The sequence below is a fragment of the Sphingomonas sp. PSPC2-2 genome (genome assembly GCF_049897725.1).
GTDB lineage: Bacteria > Pseudomonadota > Alphaproteobacteria > Sphingomonadales > Sphingomonadaceae > Sphingomonas.
Window position 1 is genome coordinate 225,218 of record NZ_JAFCWU010000006.1, and the last position, 21,857, is coordinate 247,074.

The window sequence follows — 21,857 nt, forward strand, 5'->3', positions numbered from 1 at the left end:
ACCTGAACGATGCGGGGCATCGTTCACCTGAAACTGGGCTAGGGGAGGGCAGTGCAACGAGTGCTGCTCCGTACCAGCAGGCCCTCCCCCAACCCCTCCCGCAAGCGGGAGGGGAGCAAGTCAGGAACGACTGGACGCGCGGGGAAATCGCGGCGCTGTATGACTTGCCGTTCGACGAACTGATGTTCCAGGCGCAGACCACGCACCGTGCGCATCATGCGGCGGGGCAGGTGCAGTTGTGCACGCTGCTGTCGATCAAGACCGGCGGCTGCCCCGAGGATTGCGGCTATTGCAACCAGTCGGCCAGCGCCGACACCGAGCTCAAGGCCAGCAAGCTGATGGACGTGCGCGCGGTGCTGCAATCGGCGGCGCAGGCGCGCGATGCGGGGTCGCAGCGCTTCTGCATGGGGGCGGCGTGGCGCAACCCCAAGGACAAGGACATGCCCGCGATCATCGAGATGGTGCAGGGCGTGCGGCAGATGGGCATGGAAACCTGCATGACGCTGGGGATGCTGACGCCGACCCAGGCCGAGCAGCTCGCCGACGCGGGGCTCGATTATTACAACCACAATATCGACACTTCGCCGGAACACTATGCGGAGGTGATCACCACGCGCACCTTCCAGGACCGGCTCGACACGCTCGATCATGTGCGCGAAGCCGGCATCAACGTGTGCTGTGGCGGGATCGTCGGCATGGGCGAGACGCGCGGCGACCGGGTCGGCTTCATCCATGCGCTGGCGACCTTGCCGCGCCACCCGGAGAGCGTGCCGGTCAATGCGTTGGTGCCGGTCAAGGGCACCGTGCTCGGCAATATGCTGGCCGACACCCCGCTCGCAAAGATCGATGACATCGAATTCGTCCGCACGGTGGCGGTGGCGCGCATCACCATGCCGATGAGCATGGTGCGGCTGTCGGCCGGGCGCGAGAGCATGTCCGAGGCTACACAGGCGTTGTGCTTCATGGCGGGCGCGAACTCGATCTTCACGGGGGACAAATTGCTGACCACGGGCAATGCCGGGGACGACAAGGACGCCGCGCTGCTGGCGAAGCTCGGGCTGGTGCCGATGGTTGGCGAAGAGCCGATGCGGGCGGCAGCCGCGTAATTCCCCTCCCGCTTGCGGGAGGGGCTAGGGGAGGGACTTTCCTCCCCCCAGACATCAACCCCTTGCGGATGGCCCTCCCTCGGCCCCTCCCGCAAGCGGGAGGGGAGAGTGGAATGTTCAAGAAAATCCTGGTCGCCAATCGTGGTGAAATCGCCTGCCGGGTGATGCGCACCGCCAAGAAGATGGGGATCGCGACGGTCGCGGTCTATTCGGATGCCGATGCGCGCAGCCCGCATGTGCTGATGGCGGATGAGAGCGTGCGGCTCGGGCCGCCGGCGGCGGGGGAGAGCTATTTGCTCGCCGACCTGATCCTGCTCGCGGCCAAGGAGACCGGCGCCGATTGCATCCACCCCGGCTATGGCTTCCTCTCCGAGCGCGAGAGTTTCGCAAAGGCCTGCGCCGAGGCGGGGATCGCCTTTGTCGGGCCCCCGCCCGCCGCGATCGCCGCGATGGGCGACAAGATCGAATCGAAGAAGCTCGCCAAGCAGGCCGGGGTCAATGTCGTCCCCGGTTTCCTGGGCGAGATTGCCGATACCGAGGAAGCGGTGCGGATCGCGAGCGACATCGGCTATCCGGTGATGATGAAGGCGAGCGCGGGCGGCGGCGGCAAGGGGATGCGGCTGGCCTATAGCGAACAGGACGTGCGCGAAGGTTTCGAGGCGACCAAGCGCGAGGGGCTGGCGTCGTTCGGCGACGACCGCGTGTTCATCGAGAAATTCATCGAAAGCCCGCGCCACATCGAAATCCAGGTGATGGGCGACCAGCACGGCAACATCGTCTATCTCGGCGAGCGCGAATGCTCGATCCAGCGGCGGCACCAGAAAGTGGTCGAGGAAGCGCCGTCGCCCTTCGTGACGCCGAAAATGCGCAAGGCGATGGGCGAGCAAGCGGTCGCGCTGGCGCGCGCGGTTGGCTATTATTCGGCAGGCACGGTCGAACTGATCGTGTCGGGTGCGGATACGACCGGCGAGGGCTTCTACTTCCTCGAAATGAACACGCGGCTGCAAGTCGAGCATCCCGTGACCGAGGCGGTGACCGGGCTCGATCTGGTCGAACTGATGATCCGCGTCGCGGCCGGCGAGCCGCTGGGGTTCAGCCAGAACGATGTGCAGTTGAACGGCTGGGCGGTGGAAAATCGCGTCTATGCCGAGGACCCGTATCGCGGGTTCCTGCCGAGCATCGGGCGGCTGGTGCGGTATAATCCGCCTGAGAGCAAGAGCACGCCGTACACATCCCCATCCCCTTCAGGGGAGGGGCTAGGGGAGGGGCTGTCCGCAGGGGCGGCGCTGGAGACTTCCCCTCCCCCAACCCCTCCCCTGAAGGGGAGGGGAGAAGCGTATGTCCGTGTCGATGATGGCGTGCGCGAAGGGGGCGAGGTCAGCATGTTCTATGACCCGATGATCGCCAAGCTGATCACCTGGGCGCCGACGCGGATTGAGGCGATTGATGCGCAGATCGCCGCGCTCGACGCGTTCGAGATCGAAGGGCCGGGCAACAATCTCGATTTCCTGTCGGCGCTGATGCAGCATCCGCGCTTCCGCAGCGGGAATATCACCACCGGCTTCATCGCCGAGGAATATCCGGACGGCTTCCACGGCGCGCCTGCGTCGCCCGAACTGTCCGAAGCGCTCGCCGCGATCGCGGCCTTTGCTGCCACCGCAGAGGCGGACCGCGCACGTCGCATCGACGGGCAGCTCGGCAAGCGGTTGCGGCCGCCGTCGGACTGGTCGGTCAAGATCGGCGACGCCGAGCATCTGGTGGCGATTTCGACCAGCGGCATCACGGTCGACGATGCCGATCTCGACATCGCGCTCGAATATACGCCGGGCGACCGCGTCGTCGAGGCCGAGCTGGACGACGCCCCGCTGACCGTGAAGATCGCACGCACGCGCACCGGCTTTACGCTCACCACGCGCGGCGCAAGCCATGTCGCGCGCGTGCTGCCTGCGCATGTCGCACCCTATGCGCAGCATCTGATCGAGAAGATCCCGCCCGATCTGTCGAAATTCCTGCTCTGCCCGATGCCGGGCCTGTTAATGCGGCTGGATGTCGCGGCGGGCGACAAAGTCGAAGCGGGTCAGCCGCTCGCCGTGGTCGAGGCGATGAAAATGGAAAACATCCTGCGCGCCGAAAAGGCGGGCACCGTGAAGGCGATCAACGCCAAAACCGGCGACAGTCTCGCCGTCGATGCGGTCATTCTGGAAATGGAGTAACGCAAGACGTAGTTTCCGCGACAGATTGTCACGAAATTTCGGTGGACCGCGCGCGGTGTATTAGCCAAATAGGGATCATGCGCTCCCCGATCGTCCTGTTGCTCGCCCTGACATTGCCGATTGCGGGGTGTTCGGTCGGACCCGCCTACCACCCCGCCACCCCGGCTGCGCTGGGCGTCCCCGATGGGTATTCGGTGGCCGCCGACACGCGGCCCTTGGCCAACATCACGACATGGTGGGCCAATTTCGACGATCCCTTGCTGGCCAGCATCGTCGAGCGCGCGCGCGTCAACAACCTCGATATCGCGCAGGCTGTCGCACGGTTGCGCCAGGCACGCGAAGCGCTGATCCAGTCGCGCGCGCAGTTGTTGCCGACGCTGAGTGGATCGGCGGGCTATACCCGATCGCAAAGCATTGTCGGCGGCACCACCACTTTGCCGGGCGGGGCGACGATCATCACCGGGCGCGGTTCCGGCGACACGCTGTCGGTCGGGCTAAGCGCGTCGTATCAGGCCGGGCTGTTCGGCGAGATCCGCGGGACCATCGATGCCAGCCGCGCGCAATATCAGGCGTCGGGCTTCAATTATGCCACCGTCCTGCTGTCGACCCAGGCGGAAACCGCGCGCAATTACATGCTGGCGCGGCTGTATCAGGCGCAACTTGCCAATGCGCGCGGCTCGCTGGTGCTGCAGGACGACAATCTCGAAATTGCGGGCTTCCGCGTGCAAGCGGGGCTGGTGTCGTCGCTCGATGCCGAACAGGCGCGCTCGCAGCGCGCCAGCACGGCGGCGACCATCCCGACGCTCGAACAGAATTACAACGCGGCGGTGTCGCGGCTCGGCGTGCTGACGGGGCAGGCACCGGGCGCGCTGAAAACCGAGCTGGAAGCGGTCAAACCGATCCCCGCCGGGCCGGATTCGGTCGCGACGGGTATTCCGGTCGATACGCTGCGCCAGCGCCCCGACGTGCGCGCGGCCGAACGCTCGCTGGCCGCCGCTGTCGCGCAGATCGGCGTGGCCAAGGCGCAACTGTATCCGGCGCTGGCGATCAGCGGCAGCTTTTCGACCGATGCGTCCAAGATCGGCAATTTGTTCCAGACGATTGCGGGGCAGGCCTTTGCCGGGCTGACCCAGGCGATCTTCAATGGCGGGCGGCTGCATTCGCAAGTCCGCGCCAACGAAGCCGCCGCAGACGGTGCGCTGGCGGCGTATAAGTCGACCGTGCTGACCGGCCTGGAAGATGTCGAAAATGCCGTGGTCGCGCTCGACAGTGCCAAGCGTCGCGTGGCGGAATTCACCATCGCGCTCGATGCCGCCAACAACACCGCGATCCTGTCGCGCAGCCAGTATCGCGCGGGTTTGACCGATTTTACCACGCTCAACACCGCCGAGAGCAGCCTGTTGTCGGCGCGCAACGGCTTGTCGCAGGCGCAGTCCGATCGCGCCAATGCCCTGGTCCAGCTCTATCTCGCGCTCGGCGGCGGCTGGGACAGTGCTGCCGATCCGACGACGCTCCCGACTCCTTCTTCTCCCGCGCAGGTACGATAAATGGCCGATCCCGCCACCTCCAACACTCGTCCCGATCTGGACGCCTTTCTGGGGGCCAAGCCGGTTCCTGCGTGGCGGCGCTGGGTCAAATGGGGGGCGGTCGCGCTTGGCGTGATCCTGCTGCTTTTGGCGCTAAAGAGCTGCCTCGCCGGAAGCGCCAAGCCCGAATATGCCACCGAAACCGTCGCCCGCGGCGCGCTATCGGTCAGCGTTTCCGCGACGGGCAAGCTTGCTCCCACCAACCAGGTGCAGGTCGGCTCGGAATTGTCGGGCCTGGTCACCAAGGTGGTGGTCGACGTCAATGACCGGGTCACCCAGGGTCAGCCGCTCGCTTTGGTCGATCCCTCGCGTTTTCAGGATGCCGTCAACCAGAGCCAGGCCGCGCTCAACGCCGCGCAGGCAACCGTGGCGCAGAACCAGGCGACGCTGGCACAGTCGGTCGCGCAATTGGCGCGCTTGCAGGAAGTCAGCCGCCTGTCGGGCGGGCGCGTACCGGCCAAGACCGAGCTGGAACAGGGGCTTGCCGATCGTGACCGCGCCATCGCCAATGTGAAGGCGGCCGAGGCCAATGTGGTGTCGGCGCGCGCGACGCTGTCGTCCAACGCCACGCAGTTGCTCAAGACCGTGATCCGCTCGCCCGTCAACGGCGTGGTGCTCGCGCGCCAGATCGAGCCGGGCCAGACCGTTGCCGCATCGTTCAGCACGCCGACCTTGTTCGTCATCGCGCAGGATCTGTCGGCGATGAAATTGCAGGTCGCGATCGATGAGGCCGATGTCGGATCGGTCAAACAGGGGCAGAAGGCGACCTTCACGGTCGATGCCTTTCCCGGCAAGACCTTTCCCGCCACGATCACGCGCGTCGATCTCGGGTCGAACCTGAGCGCGCAGACATCCACCACGAGCTCGACAACCACCACCACCGGGCAGGTGGTGTCGTACAGCGCAACGCTCAGTGTCGCCAATGGCGACCTGCAATTGCGCCCTGGGATGACGGCGACCGCCGACATCATCACCAGCGCCAAGACCGATGTGTTGCTGGTGCCCAATGCCGCCTTGCGCTTCAAGCCGGCGGCGACGGGAGCCAGCGCGAACAGCGGTATTGCGGGAGCCCTGATTCCGCGCGGGCCGCGGCGCGGCGGGGCTGGCTCGACCAAGGGCGAGACGGTCAAGCGCGGGGGATCGCAGACAGTGTATGTCGCCGATGCGACGGGCACGCCGCAGCCGGTGCAAATCACCACGGGCGAGAGCAACGGCACGATGACCGAAGTTATCGGCGGTGACCTCAAGGTCGGCGACAAGGTCATCACCGGGCAATTGGCGACCGGCGCTACGGCTCCCGGATCGAGCAAGCGCAAGGGCAATGGCGGGCAGAGCGGTGGCCAGTAGCGCGCCCGTCGCGATCGAGCGCGGCGCACGGATCGGGCCCGCCGCGGGCCAGCCGATCATCAGCCTGCGCGGCGTCACCAAGACCTATGGCGAGGGCGCGACCGCGTTCCTGGCGCTGAAGGGCATCGACCTCGACATCGCCGAAGGGGATTTCGTGGCGGTGATGGGGGCGAGCGGATCGGGCAAATCGACGACGATGAACATCCTCGGCTGTCTCGACGTGCCGAGCGGCGGGACCTTCCAGTTCAAGGGCGTGCATGTCGAAACGCTGGATCGAGACCAGCGCGCTTTGCTGCGGCGCAAATATCTTGGGTTTGTGTTCCAGGGGTTCAATCTGCTCGCACGCACCAGCGCGCTGGAGAATGTCGAACTGCCTCTGCTCTATCGCGGTGACGCGAAGAAGGCGCGGCGCGCGGCGGCGATGGCGGCGCTCGACAAGGTCGGGCTGGCCGACTGGTGGGATCACACGCCTGCTGAGCTGTCGGGCGGGCAGCAGCAGCGCGTTGCGATCGCGCGTGCGATCGTCACCAGCCCGGCGGTGTTGCTGGCCGACGAGCCGACCGGCAACCTCGATTCGGAACGCTCGGTCGAGATCATGCAATTGCTCGCCGGGCTCAACCGCGACAGCGGGATTACGGTGATTATGGTGACGCACGAGCCCGACATGGCGGCGTTTGCGCGCACGATCGTGCATTTCAAGGACGGCCTGGTCGAGCGCGTCGATACGCAGCATGCGCCCGGCCAGGTTCCGGCGTTCGACTGATGCTCGGCACCACGCTCATCCTCGCGCTGCGCTCGATCTCGCGGCACAAATTGCGGTCGTTCCTGACGACGCTCGGCATCATTATCGGCGTGGCGGCGGTGGTGACGATGGTGACACTCGGCAACGCCACCACGGCGGCGGTGCAGAAATCGATCTCGTCGCTGGGCACCAACATCCTGCAAGTGCGTCCGGGACAGGGCTTCGGCCGTGGCGGCGGCGGGCCGCGTCCGCCCGATTTCAAGCCGCAGGACGTGGCCGCGATCCGCGATCAAATCGCCGGGGTCACCGCTGTGGCGGCGCAGGCAGGCACGTCCGCGACCGCAATTTACGAAGGCGCGAACTGGTCGACGACCGTCAATGGCACCACCAACGAATATTTCCTGGTGCAACCATGGCCGTTGACCGAGGGCCGCTATTTCTCGCCGACCGAGGAGGCTGCGGGCAAATCGGTCTGTATCATCGGCAATACCGTCAACGACAATCTTTATCGCGGTGGCTCTCCGCTCGGGACGCGGATGCGGATCGGCGGGATTTCGTGTGATGTGATCGGGTTGCTGTCGAAGCGCGGCCAGGCCGGCTTTGGCGGTGATCAGGACGATGTCGTGATCATGCCGCTCAAGACCGTGCAGCGCCGCTTTACCGGTTCGACCGATCTGAAGCTGATGCTGGTCGGCGTCGACCAGGCGTATGCGAGTGCCGCAGTGCAGGCCGCGATCGAGAATCTGCTGCGCGAACGGCGCAACATCACCGGCGGCAAGGACGATGATTTCAACATCTTCGACACCGCGCAGATTTCCGCGACGCTGACGCAATCGACGACCTTGCTCACCGGCATCGTCACCACGGTGGCGGCGATCAGCCTGATCGTGGGGGGCATCGGCATCATGAACATCATGCTGGTGTCGGTAACCGAACGCACGCGCGAGATCGGCATCCGCCTCGCGATCGGCGCAGTGGCGAATGAGGTGCTGATGCAGTTTCTGGTCGAGGCGATTGCCTTGTCGATGCTGGGCGGGGTGATCGGGCTGATCGTGGCGCAAGTGGCGGTACTGGGGCTATCGGGCGTGATGAAGGTCGATTTCCTGTTCGTGCCGCAAATCAACATCATCGCCTTTGGCATATCGGCGTTGATCGGTGTGGTGTTCGGCTATTTCCCGGCGCGCCGCGCGGCCTCGCTCAACCCGATCGACGCGCTGCGCCACGAATAGCGCGCAGCGCCACGAATAGGCGCGCAGCGCACTTCTCTCGCCCTTACTTCCTCCGCGTCCTCCGCGCCTCTGCGCGAACAGAATCTTCTTTTTTCGCGCAGAGGCGCGGAGGACGCAGAGAAGAATATGATGCCCGCTTGCGCGGGGTAAAGGGGATGGGCAGGAGGCTGGCATGACCAGTTGGAAAGTGAGCCTGCCTTGTACCCGCGCCGAAGCCGAGGCGATCGATGCCGCCGAGGATGTCGCCGAGGGCGTCGTGCTGATGACGACCGAAATCGAGGAAGATGACCGCGAACATTGGCGGCTCGACGCCTATCTCGAGGCGGAGCCCACGCCTGAGACGATCGCCGCGATTTGTGCGCTGGTGCCGAGTGCCGCTGGTGCGCCACCCGTGACCGAAAAGCTGGAGGACGAGGATTGGGTGACGCTCAGCCAGCAAGGGCTGGAGCCGATCGCCGAGGGGCGTTTCGTCGTGCACACCAGCGCGCATCCGGTCGCGCCGCCGCCGGGCGCGCGCGCTTTCCTTATCGAGGCAGGGCAGGCGTTCGGGACGGGGCATCATGCGACCACCTCGGGATGTCTTGCGATGCTGGATGGGATGGCGGACTGGGGTTTCGACAACATCATCGACGTCGGGACGGGGACGGGGCTTTTGGCGTTTGCTGCGCGTCATTTGTGGCCAGGGGCGACGATCGTCGCGACCGACATCGACCCGCGCGCGATCGTGGTGACGCGCGAGAATGCCGAGCTGAACGCGATTCCGGCGATCGACTTGATCGTCGCCGATGGCGCGCTCGACGACAGCATCACCGCGCGTGCGCCGTATGATCTGCTGATCGCCAATATTCTGGCCGGGCCTTTGGTGTCGATGGCGCCTGAGATCGCCGCGATCGCGGCCCCGGGTGCCACCATCGTGCTGGCGGGGCTGCTGGAGACGCAGCGCGGCGATGTGGTCGCGGCGTTTGGCGAGTGCGGCTGCACGCTGGACGCGGTCGACCGGCGCGGCGACTGGTCGATCCTGCGCTTGACGGCGGGGGCGGAGCGTTATGTGCCGACCAGGCCGATCGACCCCAAGGGCCGCGACGGCTGGGCGCTCGACCTCTGACCGGCGGGGGCGGTTGCCTAGTGCCCATGGCCCCGGTACGGCGCAGCAACCTTTTTTGACCGGAGACCCTCTGTGACCGAGCCAACCTACGACGTCGTCGCGATCGGCAATGCCATCGTCGACGTGTTGTCGCAGTCCGACGACGCTTTCCTCGCCGAGGCGGCGATGACCAAGGGCTCGATGCAGTTGATGTTCTCGCCGGAGGAAGCCGACGCGCTCTACGCCAAGATGGGCCCGGGGATCGAAGCGAGCGGCGGGTCTGCCGCCAACACCGTCGCCGGTATCGCGGCGATGGGCGGCAAATGCGGTTTCATCGGTCAGGTCGCCAATGACGAACTGGGCGACATCTTCGCGCACGACATTCGCGCGGTCGGCATCGATTTCACCACTGCGGCGCGCGAAGGCGCACCGACGACGGCGCGCTGCCTGATCTTCGTCACGCCCGATGGCCAGCGCACGATGAACACCTTCCTCGGCGCCTCGCAATTCCTGCCCGAGGCCGCGCTCGACCGTGACCTAATCGCCAGCGCCGCGATCCTGTATCTCGAAGGCTATTTGTGGGACCCGGAAGAGCCGCGTCAGGCGATGCGCGCCGCGATCGAGGTTGCGCGCAAGGCCGGGCGCAAGGTCGCCTTCACGCTGAGCGACGTGTTCTGCATCTCGCGCCACGGCGGCGACTTCCGTAAGCTGATGGCCGATGGCCTGATCGACATCATGTTCGCCAATGCAGCCGAGATCACGGCCTTGATGGGCACCGAGGATTTCGACGCGGCGGTGGCTGCCGCCTCGGCCGAAGTGCCGATGCTGGTGGTGACGCGCAGCGAGCATGGCGCGATCGCGGTGTCGGGCGGCAAGACCGTCAGCGTCCCCGCCGAGCCGATCGAGCGTGTGGTCGACACCACCGGCGCGGGCGACCTGTTCGCCGCCGGTTTCCTGCGCGGTCAGGCGCAGGGCAAGAGCATCGAAGCGTCGCTCAACATGGGCGCGATTTGCGCCGCCGAGATCATCTCGCATTATGGCGCGCGTGCGCAGGTCGACCTGAAGGCGCTGATCGCAAGCAAGCTCGGCTGAAACCTTCCTCCCCTCCCTTTCAGGGAGGGGAGACGTGCGCGAGATATAAAAAAGGCCGGGGATCGCTCCCCGGCCTTTTTCGTGTGCGGTGCGACCCGGCTCAGATCGAGCCCGGCGGCAAGGGTGCCAGATCGTCGTCCGACACCACCTCGGTGATGCCGAGCCCGACATGGCTGCGCGAACGGCTGTAGAGGAAATACACGATCAACCCGATCGCGCCCCAGCCCGGCAGCACCAGAATAGCGGTGAGCGGCAGCGAGAAATACAGGCCAAGGCAGCCGATGATCGCCAGCGGCGCGATGATGTAGACCGCCGGCGTGCGGAACGGACGACGCCGCGACGGATCGGTCTTGCGCAATACCATCACCGACACCGCCACCATGAAGAAGGCGAACAGCGTGCCCGAGTTGGAATAATCGGCAAGCTTGCCGACCGGCAGCACCGCCGACGCCAGCGCCGCGCCGATGCCGGTGACGACGGTCACCACATGCGGGGTCCGGAACTTCGGATGGACCGAAGCGAGCTTGGCCGGGAGCAGACCGTCACGCGCCATCGTGAAGAATACGCGAGTCTGGCCGAACATCATCATCAGCACGACCGACGGCAGCGCCAGCACGGCGGCGAGGCCAACCAGGCGACCGATGGCGGGCCAGCCGATCGACGTCAGCACATGCACCAGCGCTTCCTTGGAGCAGACGAGCGGTTCCAAGGTGCCGCTGGCGACGATGCTGGCGCAGCGGCCAGCAAGCTCGGGCGAGCCCGGCGACAGCGGAATGCCACCGCTCATCACCGGCTGCGCGCCGATCGCACCGATCGCACCGGTGGCGACGAGCAGATAGAAGATGGTGCACACGCCAAGCGACGCGATCAGGCCGATCGGCACGTTGCGCTGCGGGTTTTTGGTTTCCTCGGCCGCCGTCGAAACCGCGTCGAAGCCGACATAGGCAAAGAAGATCGACGCCGCCGCGCCGAACACACCGGCGGTGCCGGTCGGGATCAGCGGGTTGAAATTGCTCGATTTGAGAACCGGAATGGTCAGGATGATGAAGGCCGTGAGCGCGGTGATCTTGATCGCGACGAGCACGGCATTGGCGCGTGCGCTCTCGGTGGTGCCGATCACTAGCAGCCAGGTCACCAGGCCGACGATCACGACCGCCGGAAAGTTGATCCAGCCGCCTGTCGCCATTGCCGTGGTCAGATCGGCATTGGGCGTCGCACCGAAGGCGACCGCGACATGCGCCATCAAAGCGTCGGCGTTACTGATCGCGGCGGGCACGTGCACGCCGAGACCCGTAAGCAAGCCGACGAAATGGTTCGACCAGCCGACCGCGACCGCGCTCGCGCCGACGGCATATTCGAGGATCAGCGCCCAGCCGACCATCCACGCCAGCAATTCGCCGGTAACGGCATAGGTGTAGGTATAAGCGGAGCCCGAGACCGGCACCATCGAAGCCAGTTCGGAATAGCATAACGCGGCGACGGCACAGACGAAGCCCGCCACGACGAAGCTGAGCAACATGCCCGGCCCGGCCTTTTGCGCGGCTTCGGAGGTGAGCACGAAGATACCCGTACCGATCACCGCGCCGATGCCGAGCATCGTCAACTGGAACGCGCCCAGCGATCGATGCAGACCCTTCTTTTCGGCGGTCGCGAGAATCGCGTCCAGAGATTTCACCCTGTCAAAAATCATGCAGTTGGATCCCCACGTGTGTGCTGCGCGATCCACCGATACGCGCGCTTACTATACGAGCCTAAAGCCAAAACGGGCGCGCGCAATCCCCTTAGCGCGCGAGCAACGGCCCAAGCGCCCGCCCGGCGAAGATATGGACGTGAAGGTGCGGCACTTCCTGGTGCGAATCGGTGCCGCTATTGGCGAGCAGCCGGTATCCGGGGGCGACCAGTCCGGCATCGCGCGCGACCTTGCCGACCGCGCGGACGAAGCCGGTGATTTCGGCATCGGACGCCCTTGCGCTGAAATCATCCCACGAGACATAGGCACCCTTGGGGATCACCAGGATGTGCGTCGGGGATTGCGGGTTGATGTCGGGAAAGGCGAGGGCGTAGTCGTCCTCGTACAGGCGCGTCGCGGGAATTTCGCCGCGCAGGATCTTGGCGAAGACGTTCTGGTCGTCATAGGGCAGTGTTGCGTCGACGGGCATAAATTCCCCTCCCGCGGGCGGGAGGGGTTAGGGGAGGGGCTTTCCTCCTGGGGCTCCCGGCGGTGTGGGCTTCATGCCCTCCCCCAACCCCTCCCGCAAGCGGGAGGGGAGAAAGAAGGCCCCTCCCGCAAGCGAGGGGAGAAAGAAGCGGCCACCCCGCAAGCGGGAGGGGAGGCATTAGGCCTTTCGCGCGGCCTTTTCGTCGATCCCGGACACGCCTTCGCGCCGGGCGATCTCGGCACGGATGTCGTCGAGCGTGACGTCGCACTCGGCCAGCAGCACGAGCAGGTGGAAGACCAGGTCGGTCGCCTCCCCCACCAGCGCGGCCTTATCCTCGACCAAAGCGGCGATGACGGTCTCGACCGCTTCCTCGCCGACCTTCTGCGCGATCTTCTTGCGGCCGCGCGCGAACAGCTTGGCGGTGTAGGAGGTTGCGGGATCGGCACCCTTGCGGGCGTGGATCGTCGCTTCGAGCTGGTCGATCGGGTCGTGGGCCATGCGCCACGGCTGGCGCAAGTGCCGCCGCGCGTCAATCCTTGGGCGGGCGCTTCATAAAGCGTTTGCGAAGCGCGCGGCGCACCACGAACACGCCGATTGCGGCGACCACGAACAAGGCGATGTCCGAGAGTTCGGGCCCGGTGCGAACCTTTGGCACACCGCTATGCGGGGCGGCGAGGGCGGGGGTTACGGCTTGAAGACCGAGGATCGCTGTTGAACAGGCCAGTTGCGCCCTAGCACCACCCCGGCGCACGCCGGGGCCCAGTCGCGAAACTTCGGAAATCATGGTGCGGTCCCGGCTTGCCGATGCTGGCGCTTCTGGGCCCCGGCGTGCGCCGGGGTGGTGGCGAATCGAGAAACTCACGCCACCGGCCGCCGCACCGCGATGCCCGCCGCTGCCAACGCGGCGTGGGCGTCGGCGATGCTCGCTTCGCCGAAATGAAAGATCGAGGCGGCGAGCACCGCGCTGGCATGGCCCTCGCTGATCCCCGCAACGAGATCGGACAAGCCGCCGACCCCGCCCGAGGCGACCACCGGCACGCGGACCTGATCGGCAATGGTGCGGGTGAGCGCTAGGTCGAAGCCTTTCCTCGTGCCGTCACGGTCCATCGAGGTGACGAGCAATTCGCCCGCGCCAAGCTCGGCCAGGCGCAGCGCGTGCGCGACGGCGTCGATGCCCGTCGCGCGCCTGCCGCCATGGGTGAACACTTCCCAGCCCCCCTCGACCCGCCGCGCATCGACCGAGGCGACGACGCACTGGCTGCCGAAGCGATCGGCGAGATCGGCGACGAGTTCGGGCCGCGCCACCGCCGCGCTGTTGATCGCGACCTTGTCCGCGCCCGCCAGCAGCAGCGCGCGCGCATCCTCGACCGAGCGCACCCCGCCGCCAACGGTTAGCGGCATGAAGCACACTTCGGCGGTGCGGCGCACGACCTCGAGGATCGTGCCGCGCGCTTCATGGCTGGCGGTGATGTCGAGGAAGCACAGTTCGTCAGCCCCCGCCGCATCATAAGCGCGGGCTTGCTCGACCGGATCGCCGGCATCGCGCAGCTCGACGAAGTTGACGCCTTTGACGACGCGGCCGTTGGCGACGTCGAGACAGGGAATGACGCGCGCGCGGACGGTCACAGTCTCCCTCTCCCCATTGGGGAGAGGGTGGCCGAGCGCAGCGAGGTCGGGAGAGGGGCCGTAGCGCCGCGCGGCACCTGATACGGCCCCTCTCCCCGACCCTCTCCCCGGAGGGGAGAGGGAGATACGTTGCGCCCGCTCATGCCGCCGCCGCCACGGCGAGCGCCGCCGCCAGATCGAGCCGCCCGTCATACAAAGCGCGCCCCGTAATCACGCCTTCCACGCCATCGCGGTTGTGCAGCGCGAGCACATGGATCTCGGCGATGCCCTTCACCCCGCCGCTGGCGATCACCGGAATGCGCACCGCGCGCGCCAGATCGACCGTGGCCTCGACATTGCAGCCTTTCAGCAACCCGTCGCGCCCGACATCGGTGAAGAGGAGGGCGGCAACGCCCGCATCCTCGAACCGGCGCGCCATGTCGATCACTTCGACGGTCGAGACATCGGCCCAGCCCTTGGTCGCGACGAAGCCGTCGCGCGCATCGACCGCGACGACGATGCCGCCGGGGAAATCGCGTGCCGCTTCGCGCACCAGTTCGGGGTTTTCGAGCGCCGCCGTGCCGATCACCACGCGCGATACGCCCAGGTCGAACCAGCGCTCGATCCCGGCGCGGTCGCGGATGCCGCCGCCCAATTGCACATGGCCGGGGAAGCGCTCGACGATCGCGCGCACCGCCTCGCCATTGACCGATTCGCCCGCGAACGCGCCGTCGAGATCGACGACGTGGAGATATTCCGCGCCCGCTTGCGCAAACAGCATCGCTTGCGCGGCGGGATCGTCGCCATAGACGGTCGCGCGGTCCATATCGCCCTCGGCCAGGCGGACGACCTGGCCGCCCTTCAGATCGATCGCGGGGAAAACGATAAGGCTCATGGTTTCCAGCTCAAGAATCGCGTGAGAAGATCGAGCCCGTAACGCTGGCTCTTTTCGGGGTGGAATTGCACGCCCAGCATGTTGTCGCGGCCAATGGCGGCGGTGACCGGCCCGGCATGATCGGTCCCCGCGATCACATCGTCGCCCTCGAAGGCGTAGGAATGCAGGAAATAGGCTTCGCCCGGCACGATCAGCGGATGTGCGACGCTGGGGACGACATCGTTCCAGCCCATATGCGGCACTTTGGCGGTAGGGTCGGCAGGGGTAAGGTGGCGGACGGTGCCGCGCATCCAGCCGAGCCCGGCATGCGTGCCCAGTTCCTCGCCGGTATCCGCCATCAATTGCATACCGACGCAAATGCCGAGGAAGGGCACCGCGTCGCTTCGCACGCGCTGTTCGAGCGCCTCGACCATGCCCGGCACTGCGCGGAGTGCCGCCGCGCACGCGCCGAACGCGCCGACTCCGGGGAGGACGATACGGTCGGCAGTCGCGACGGCGGCGGCATCGGCGGTGATCAGCACGTCGCTGGCGCCCGCCGCCTTCAGCGCATTGGCGACCGAATGCAGGTTGCCTGCGCCATAATCGATCAGGGCGAGGGTCACATTCCCCTCCCGCTTGCGGGAGGGGTTAGGGGAGGGGATGTGGAGGGGCATGGCAGGATAGCGCACAGGAAGGGCAGGCCCTCCCCCAGCCCCTCCCGCAAGCGGGAGGGGAGCGTCACAACGTCCCCTTGGTGCTGGGGATCACGCCTGCCTTGCGCTGGTCGAGCTCGACCGCTTCGCGCAACGCCCGCGCGACGCCCTTGAACGCGGCTTCGGCGATATGGTGGTTGTTGGTGCCGTACAGCGTCTCGATGTGCAGCGTGATGCCCGCGGTCTGCGCGAAGGAATGGAAGAAATGTTCGAACATTTCGGTGTCCATCTCGCCCAGCTTCTTCTGCGAGAAGGCGGTCTTCCACACCAGATAGGGCCGACCCGAAATATCGATCGCGACGCGCGTGAGCGTCTCATCCATCGGCGACAGCGCATCGGCATAGCGGCGGATGCCGCGCTTTTCGCCCAGCGCCTTCAGCACGGCTTCGCCGATCGCAAGGCCGGTATCCTCGACCGTGTGATGCTGGTCGATATGCAGATCGCCCACCGTCTTGATATGCATGTCGATCAGCGAATGGCGGCTGAGCTGTTCGAGCATATGATCGAAGAAGCCGATGCCGGTGGAGACCGTATAGGCTCCCGTGCCATCGAGGTTGATGGTGACGTCGATCGACGTCTCGCTGGTGTGGCGGCTGATCGTGGCGGTACGCATGCTTTCCCCATAACGCGCTTGCGACCGCATGCAATCTTGCTGCCTATGTTGACTCCCCAATCTTGACGACGACGCAAAGCCCGCTACCCAAGGGCGCATGAGCGATGGCCTTCCCGATAGTCTGATTCCCTATGACGAAATCGTCCAGGAGGCGTTGCGTGCCGTGGTTGGGAGGGTGCTGGGGTCGGTCGCCAGCAATGGCGGCCTGCCGGGCGAGCATCACTTCTACATCACCTTCAAGACGCAGGCACCGGGCGTGGACATTCCGCAACGCCTGATCGAGCGCTTTCCCGATGAAATGACGATCGTGATGCAGAACCGCTATTGGGATCTGCTGGTAGACGACACCAAGTTTTCGATCGGCCTTAGCTTCAACCAGGTGCCGTCCAAGCTGGTGATTCCCTATTCGGCGATTACCCTCTTTCATGATCCGGCGGTCAGTTTCGAATTGCGCTTTCAGGCGGCGGAAGGCCCCGAGGGCCCCGAGCCGCATGACGAAGCGGAGAATGACGGCCCGACGATCAAGCCGGTCGAGGATGGATCCAACGTCGTCGCGGTGGATTTCAAGCGGAAGAAGTAAGCTGGCCGTATAAACGACTCTTTATACGACCCTTTTCGTCACCCCGGGCTTGTCCCGGGGTCCACCGTGCCGCACATCGCAACCGATCGGCTTTGCAGCCCGGTGGATGCCGGGACAAGCCCGGCATGACGGAGTTGGCATGGTTCAGAATACCCGCACCGAAACCGATTCGCTTGGGCCCATCGAAGTCCCGGCCAGCGCTTATTGGGGCGCGCAGACACAGCGTTCGATCGAGAATTTCCCCTTTCCCGCGACCGAGCGCATGCCGATCGCGATCATCCACGCGCTCGCCATCGTCAAACAGGCGGCGGCACGGGTGAACCGCCAGCATGGCCTGCCCGCCGAGATCGCCGACGCGATCGAGACGGCGGCGGCGGAAGTGGTGGCGGGCAAATTCGACGATCAGTTCCCGTTGGTCATCTGGCAGACGGGCAGCGGCACGCAATCCAACATGAACGTCAACGAAGTGATCGCCGGGCGCGCCAATGAGCTGCTCACCGGCACGCGCGGCGGCAAGGTGCCGGTCCACCCCAACGATCACGTTAATAAAAGCCAGTCCTCGAATGACAGCTTCCCGACCGCTTTGCACATTGCGGCGGCAATCGCGGCGACGCAGCGGTTGTTGCCCGCGCTCGACCGGCTCAACCGCGCGGTAAAGGCCAAGTCGGAGGCGTGGCACGACATCGTCAAGATCGGTCGCACGCATTTGCAGGATGCGACGCCGCTGACGCTGGGGCAGGAATTCTCGGGGTACGCGGTGCAATTGTATCGTTGCTATCACCGCATCGAACCGGCGATCACCCACAATATGCTGTTGCTCGCGCAGGGCGGCACGGCGGTGGGCACCGGGCTCAACGCCCCGGCCGGGTTCGCCGAGGCGTTTGCGGCAGAGGTGGCGGAGATTACCGGCCTTGCCTTTGAAACCATGCCCAACAAGTTCGAGGCGCTCGCGTCGAACGATCCGATCGTGCACGTGTCCGGCACGCTCAACACGCTGGCGGTGGCGCTGACCAAGATCGCCAACGACATTCGCTTGCTGGGTTCAGGGCCGCGTTCTGGGCTGGGCGAATTGCATTTGCCGGAGAATGAGCCGGGCAGCTCGATCATGCCGGGCAAGGTCAACCCGACGCAGTGCGAGATGCTGACGATGGTGGCGGCACAAGTGATCGGCAATCATCAGGCGATCACGATCGGGGGGCTGCAGGGGCATCTCGAACTGAATGTATTCAAGCCCATGATCGGCGCGGCGCTGCTGCGCTCGATCGATTTGCTGAGCGTCGGCATGGCGAGCTTCGCCGAACGCTGCGTCGAGGGGATCGAACCGAATCGCGCGCGGATCGCCGAACTGGTCGAGCGTTCGCTGATGCTGGTGACGGCGCTTGCGCCGGAAATCGGCTATGACAATGCCGCCAAGATCGCCAAGCACGCGCACCATGAAGGCCTGACGCTCAAGGAAGCGGGGCTGGCGCTCGGACTGGTCGACGCCGAGACGTTCGATCGCTTAGTCCGCCCCGAAACCATGGTCTAAAGCGCCGCAGGCATTCTCTCTCTCCTTCTGCTCCGCGTCCTCTGCGCCTCTGCGCGAATCATTCTTCATTTTTGTTCGCGCAGAGGCGCGGAGGACGCAGAGGCGCAGAGAGTGGGTGGGATGTAGCGCGGGTGCGCGATTTGTGGAGGACATGTGTTCCGCTTCGCGGGGTTTGGGGCAGGAACCATATCGCCTTTCGCGCGCTCAAGCGGCGAATGGGAGACGATCAATGAGTTTCACGACCCTGATTGGTGCGGCCATCGGCAGTGCGATTGATGGCGCCAGCGGCGACGACAGCAGCGTGGACGGTGCGATCGAAGGCGCGATTGCCGCCAACGTCGTGAAGGCCATGATCCCGCTGGCTTTGACCTTCGCCACTGGCTGGCTGGTGCTGCGCGGGATCGGCAAAGTGAAGGATCAGGTGTTCGGCGCGAGCACCGCCGAACGCTGATCGGCGACGCCATGCCTTGACGGGACGGCCATGCCCGCGCCAAAGGCGCGCATGGTCGACCATCGCGCTTCTCAACCCAAGAACTTCAAACGCCGCGGGCTGATGTTCGTGTTGTCCTCTCCGTCCGGGGCGGGCAAATCGACGATTGCCAACCGGCTGTTGAAGGAAGAGCGCAATAAGCTCAAAATGTCAGTGTCTTACACCACCCGCGCGCCGCGCAAGGGGGAGGTCGAGGGCAAGGACTATCACTTCGTCGACAAGGAAACCTTCCGCGCGATGGCGGAGGACGACCAGTTCCTCGAATGGGCGCGCGTGTTCGACGAACGCTATGGTACGCCGCGCGACACCGTGTTCAAGGATCTCGAGCACGGTCAGGACATTCTGTTCGACATCGACTGGCAGGGTGCGCAGCAGCTTTTCCAATTGGCGGGTGGCGATGTGGTGCGGGTGTTCATCCTGCCGCCGGGCCTGAAAACGCTGCGCGAGCGGTTGGAAAAGCGCGCGACCGATACGCAGGAAGTGATCGACCGGCGCATGGACCGCGCACTCGCCGAAGTCAGCCACTGGGACGGCTATGATTACGTGCTGGTCAATGACGATCTCGACGATTGCTATGACTGCGTGCAGACGATCCTCACCGCCGAGCGGCTCAAGCGCTCACGCCAGCGTGGGATGATCGGCTTCATCCGCCGCTTGCCCGAGCGCTAGGAAGCGGACGCCGGCGTCGAAATCGCGACGTCGCGCTTCTATCCCCGCTGCCGCTAGAGGATCGCGGCCCCAGCGTTCCGCCTGATACTCTTCATCGAGCGTAACAGCGTCCCACACCTGTTCGGCGCTTGCCGCGCCTTCGGCCAGTGCCAGCGCCGCGATCAGCGATCCGCCAATGGTGACGATCGGCGAAAGGGCGGCGAGCGCGAACGCGTCGCGTGCGGCAATGGCGGTCCCCAGTCGCGTAAGCGTGGCGGCGGGTTGCGCGCGGTGGAGGATGCCGGTGGCGACCTCGATCTGCACGTCATAGCGTCCGCGCGCCCAGTCGAGCAGCGGATCCCATATTTGTGCCTGGCGGGCGACGAGATCGTCGGGCGACTCGGCACGGTAACAGAGCAGGTCGCTCTCGGCGTAACTGGCGAGGCCGCGCGCGAACAGCGCAGGATCGGGGGCGACCCGGTCGATTGCCGCATTGGCGAGGCCGGTCAGCGGCATCGTGCGCGGATCGATCTCCCCCTCCACCGCGCGCCACTCGGCGGCGATCGCTTCTGCGAGTGTCTGGGTCGGCACCGCCAGCGGCACGCGCCCCGGGGTGCGTACCGGCTTCCCGTCAAGGTGGACGATGCGAGTGTCATCGAGCGTTACGTCGGTCCAGAACCGCTTCATGGTGTTCTCCATAGCGCGGCTTCGCGCCGTATCGAACGCAGCCGCTTTGACTAGAGCCTCTATTCGGCCGGCGGGGAACGCCAGCGTTTGGCCAGCGCGCGCGGGACGATGGCGATCATGAGAAGCGCCGACAGCACCAGCGCGGTGCCGATGATCTTGGGTAGCGGAGCATCGGCCCGCGCGATCAGCACCAAGCCGAGCAAGGCCCCCGCCGATCCCGCGATGCGGGTCGCGGTGATCGCGAGATAACGATTGCGGAAGGTCGCATCGGGATCGGTCACCGTTGCGTCTCCTGAAAGGTTACTAGCCGGGGCAGCGCCGCCACCGTCGATGCGATGGCATGCGCGCCCGCAGCCGTCAGCTCGTCCACAGGGTGATAGCCCCAGGCGACGCCAAGCGCACGTGCCCCCGCCGCGCGCGCCATGACAATGTCATAGCTCGTATCGCCGATCATCACCGTTGTTTCAGGGATTGCGCCCGAATCGGCCATGGCTGTCTCAATCATGGACGGGTGTGGTTTTGAGGGATGACGATCGGCGGTCTGCAGCGTCACGAATCGATCGGCAATGCCGTGATGCGCGAGGATATGGGCAAGGCCACGATCGGATTTGCCGGTAGCGACGCCCAGCGTCCAGCCATCGGCGCGTAACAGGTCCAGCACCTCGACGATCCCGTCGTACAGCGGCTCCTCGGTCATCGCGCCCGCCGCGCGCATCTTGAAGAACGCGGCCTTATAGTCGGCGGCAAGGCTTTGGTGCAGCGCATTCTCGCCTTCGGGCAGCAACTGCCGCATCGCTTCAACGAGGCTCAGCCCGACGATCCGGCGAATCGCGGAACGTTCCGGCGGGACGAGTTTTGCCCCGGCAAAGGCTTCTTCGACCGACCGACAGATATTGTCCTGGCTGTCGACCAGCGTGCCGTCGCAATCGAAGAGGGCAAGACGGTTCATGCGCTGCGCATCCAATGGGCAATGGCGCGTCGTCCGGCATTCTCGACTCCGTCTGCAGCGGCCAGCCGCGCCGCGACGGGCTTGTTCTGGCCAAGCTTGCGGGTGCCGCGCCAGCCTTGCACCTCCAACGTGAAGCCGATGATCCCGCGTGTCATGCGTTCGAACACGCTCGGGTCCATTTTCGCACGCGTCCACGGGGCCTTGGGGGCAAGGCGCGCTTCCTGCAGCGCCGATACCTGATCGAGCTGGGCGACCAATCCCTGCTGGTCCATCCGCGCGATGCGACCTTCCAGTTCGACCGTAACGTAGTTCCAGGTTGGCACCTGATTGGCGTCGAGGCCATACCAGTCCGGGCTGATATAGCCGTCCGGGCCCTGTACGGTGAACAGGCCGGTCGCTCCGTCGAGATGCCGCGCGATGCCGTTGCCGCGCGCGACGTGGAAGGCGAGCGTGGTCTCGCCCTGCCAGACGACGGGAAGATGGACAACGCGCGGGCCATCGGGCGTGGCCGCGAACAGCGCGCCGAAGCCGAGTTCGGACACCAGCGCCCGCATGGCGTCGCGGTCTTCCCAGCGGAAAGCGGAGTCGGGATGCATCAGCAGCTTGGACCGC

At 65.6% G+C, this 21,857-nt stretch carries 24 protein-coding genes; 12 read left to right on the forward strand and 12 right to left on the reverse strand.

Translation table 11 applies throughout. The features are described from left to right. Positions 1 to 2 precede the first annotated feature (2 nt). The 8 genes from bioB to ACP7BY_RS13015 all read left to right on the forward strand — a co-directional run bounded on the left by bioB (position 3) and on the right by ACP7BY_RS13015 (position 10,399). On the forward strand, positions 3 to 1,106 hold the full coding sequence (gene bioB / locus ACP7BY_RS12980) for a biotin synthase BioB (RefSeq protein WP_405053027.1): 1,104 nt from the start codon (positions 3 to 5) through the stop codon (positions 1,104 to 1,106). Positions 1,107 to 1,219: 113 nt separating this feature from the next. Further along, on the forward strand, positions 1,220 to 3,319 hold the full coding sequence (locus tag ACP7BY_RS12985) for an acetyl-CoA carboxylase biotin carboxylase subunit (RefSeq protein ID WP_137903230.1): 2,100 nt from the start codon (positions 1,220 to 1,222) through the stop codon (positions 3,317 to 3,319). Positions 3,320 to 3,396: 77 nt separating this feature from the next. After that, positions 3,397 to 4,866, forward strand: a complete 1,470-nt coding sequence (locus ACP7BY_RS12990; protein ID WP_033966480.1) for an efflux transporter outer membrane subunit — start codon at positions 3,397 to 3,399, stop codon at positions 4,864 to 4,866. Continuing rightward, positions 4,867 to 6,252 (forward strand): efflux RND transporter periplasmic adaptor subunit, encoded by a 1,386-nt coding sequence (locus ACP7BY_RS12995; protein ID WP_137903231.1) that lies wholly within the window; start codon positions 4,867 to 4,869, stop codon positions 6,250 to 6,252. It abuts the gene before it with no gap. Then, the gene (locus ACP7BY_RS13000) at positions 6,227 to 7,015 is read left to right on the forward strand and encodes an ABC transporter ATP-binding protein (RefSeq protein WP_231565285.1); all 789 of its coding nucleotides are present in this window, start codon (positions 6,227 to 6,229) and stop codon (positions 7,013 to 7,015) included. The genes ACP7BY_RS12995 and ACP7BY_RS13000 overlap by 26 nt, the downstream gene beginning before the upstream one ends. Next, positions 7,015 to 8,223 carry an ABC transporter permease gene (locus tag ACP7BY_RS13005; protein ID WP_033966482.1) on the forward strand — a complete coding sequence of 403 codons (1,209 nt, stop codon included), beginning with the start codon at positions 7,015 to 7,017 and terminating at the stop codon, positions 8,221 to 8,223. Before ACP7BY_RS13000 ends, ACP7BY_RS13005 begins: the two co-directional genes overlap by 1 nt. A 172-nt stretch (positions 8,224 to 8,395) precedes the next feature. Next, complete coding sequence (locus ACP7BY_RS13010) at positions 8,396 to 9,328, forward strand: 50S ribosomal protein L11 methyltransferase (RefSeq protein WP_137903232.1); 933 nt, start codon at positions 8,396 to 8,398, stop codon at positions 9,326 to 9,328. A gap of 72 nt (positions 9,329 to 9,400) precedes the next feature. Beyond that, complete coding sequence (locus ACP7BY_RS13015; RefSeq protein WP_033966484.1) at positions 9,401 to 10,399, forward strand: adenosine kinase; 999 nt, start codon at positions 9,401 to 9,403, stop codon at positions 10,397 to 10,399. 100 nt (positions 10,400 to 10,499) lie between these two features. Here the strand turns inward: ACP7BY_RS13015 and ACP7BY_RS13020 are convergent, their stop codons facing one another. The 8 genes from ACP7BY_RS13020 to hisB all read right to left on the reverse strand — a co-directional run bounded on the left by ACP7BY_RS13020 (position 10,500) and on the right by hisB (position 16,363). Then, positions 10,500 to 12,089: an amino acid permease gene (locus ACP7BY_RS13020; protein ID WP_033966487.1), complete on the reverse strand. Its 1,590-nt coding sequence runs from the start codon at positions 12,087 to 12,089 to the stop codon at positions 10,500 to 10,502. A gap of 91 nt (positions 12,090 to 12,180) precedes the next feature. Then, positions 12,181 to 12,558 carry a histidine triad nucleotide-binding protein gene (locus tag ACP7BY_RS13025; protein ID WP_033966492.1) on the reverse strand — a complete coding sequence of 126 codons (378 nt, stop codon included), beginning with the start codon at positions 12,556 to 12,558 and terminating at the stop codon, positions 12,181 to 12,183. A gap of 177 nt (positions 12,559 to 12,735) precedes the next feature. Then, positions 12,736 to 13,056 (reverse strand): phosphoribosyl-ATP diphosphatase, encoded by a 321-nt coding sequence (locus ACP7BY_RS13030; protein ID WP_137903233.1) that lies wholly within the window; start codon positions 13,054 to 13,056, stop codon positions 12,736 to 12,738. 31 nt (positions 13,057 to 13,087) lie between these two features. Next, positions 13,088 to 13,342, reverse strand: a complete 255-nt coding sequence (locus ACP7BY_RS13035) for a hypothetical protein (RefSeq protein ID WP_033966494.1) — start codon at positions 13,340 to 13,342, stop codon at positions 13,088 to 13,090. A 74-nt stretch (positions 13,343 to 13,416) separates the two neighbouring features. Continuing rightward, positions 13,417 to 14,184 (reverse strand): imidazole glycerol phosphate synthase subunit HisF, encoded by a 768-nt coding sequence (gene hisF / locus ACP7BY_RS13040; protein ID WP_033966496.1) that lies wholly within the window; start codon positions 14,182 to 14,184, stop codon positions 13,417 to 13,419. Between the two features lie 139 nt (positions 14,185 to 14,323). Next, on the reverse strand, positions 14,324 to 15,058 hold the full coding sequence (hisA, locus tag ACP7BY_RS13045; RefSeq protein WP_033967402.1) for a 1-(5-phosphoribosyl)-5-[(5-phosphoribosylamino)methylideneamino]imidazole-4-carboxamide isomerase: 735 nt from the start codon (positions 15,056 to 15,058) through the stop codon (positions 14,324 to 14,326). Next, a complete protein-coding gene (gene hisH, locus ACP7BY_RS13050) occupies positions 15,055 to 15,660 on the reverse strand; it encodes an imidazole glycerol phosphate synthase subunit HisH (RefSeq protein ID WP_137903234.1) in 606 nt (201 codons plus the stop codon). The genes hisA and hisH overlap by 4 nt, the downstream gene beginning before the upstream one ends. Before the next feature lie 115 nt (positions 15,661 to 15,775). Further along, a complete protein-coding gene (gene hisB / locus ACP7BY_RS13055) occupies positions 15,776 to 16,363 on the reverse strand; it encodes an imidazoleglycerol-phosphate dehydratase HisB (RefSeq protein ID WP_137903235.1) in 588 nt (195 codons plus the stop codon). Between the two features lie 97 nt (positions 16,364 to 16,460). On the opposite strand from hisB, the gene ACP7BY_RS13060 reads away from it, so the two are divergent. The 4 genes from ACP7BY_RS13060 (at position 16,461) to gmk (ending at position 19,630) form a co-directional block, all read left to right on the forward strand. After that, the gene (locus ACP7BY_RS13060; protein ID WP_033963122.1) at positions 16,461 to 16,943 is read left to right on the forward strand and encodes an SspB family protein; all 483 of its coding nucleotides are present in this window, start codon (positions 16,461 to 16,463) and stop codon (positions 16,941 to 16,943) included. Between the two features lie 139 nt (positions 16,944 to 17,082). Continuing rightward, entirely contained in the window at positions 17,083 to 18,471 is a 1,389-nt protein-coding gene (gene fumC / locus ACP7BY_RS13065; RefSeq protein ID WP_137903236.1) for a class II fumarate hydratase, read from the forward strand. Positions 18,472 to 18,700: 229 nt separating this feature from the next. Beyond that, a complete protein-coding gene (locus tag ACP7BY_RS13070) occupies positions 18,701 to 18,922 on the forward strand; it encodes a hypothetical protein (protein ID WP_033963120.1) in 222 nt (73 codons plus the stop codon). A 51-nt stretch (positions 18,923 to 18,973) separates the two neighbouring features. Then, positions 18,974 to 19,630, forward strand: coding sequence for a guanylate kinase (gene gmk / locus ACP7BY_RS13075; RefSeq protein WP_029622978.1), 657 nt, complete (start codon positions 18,974 to 18,976; stop codon positions 19,628 to 19,630). Here gmk and ACP7BY_RS13080 read toward each other — a convergent pair. Genes ACP7BY_RS13080 through ACP7BY_RS13095 form a run of 4 tightly spaced genes read right to left on the reverse strand, consistent with a single transcriptional unit; the run spans position 19,580 to position 21,841 of the window. Beyond that, complete coding sequence (locus ACP7BY_RS13080; RefSeq protein ID WP_126848907.1) at positions 19,580 to 20,296, reverse strand: ATP12 family chaperone protein; 717 nt, start codon at positions 20,294 to 20,296, stop codon at positions 19,580 to 19,582. The two genes, gmk and ACP7BY_RS13080, sit on opposite strands and share 51 nt — an antisense overlap. Positions 20,297 to 20,355: 59 nt before the next feature. Next, entirely contained in the window at positions 20,356 to 20,577 is a 222-nt protein-coding gene (locus tag ACP7BY_RS13085) for a hypothetical protein (protein WP_033963112.1), read from the reverse strand. Continuing rightward, on the reverse strand, positions 20,574 to 21,245 hold the full coding sequence (locus ACP7BY_RS13090) for an HAD-IA family hydrolase (protein WP_033963196.1): 672 nt from the start codon (positions 21,243 to 21,245) through the stop codon (positions 20,574 to 20,576). The genes ACP7BY_RS13085 and ACP7BY_RS13090 overlap by 4 nt, the downstream gene beginning before the upstream one ends. Then, complete coding sequence (locus ACP7BY_RS13095) at positions 21,242 to 21,841, reverse strand: FMN-binding negative transcriptional regulator (protein WP_126848908.1); 600 nt, start codon at positions 21,839 to 21,841, stop codon at positions 21,242 to 21,244. The genes ACP7BY_RS13090 and ACP7BY_RS13095 overlap by 4 nt, the downstream gene beginning before the upstream one ends. Positions 21,842 to 21,857: the final 16 nt, after the last annotated feature.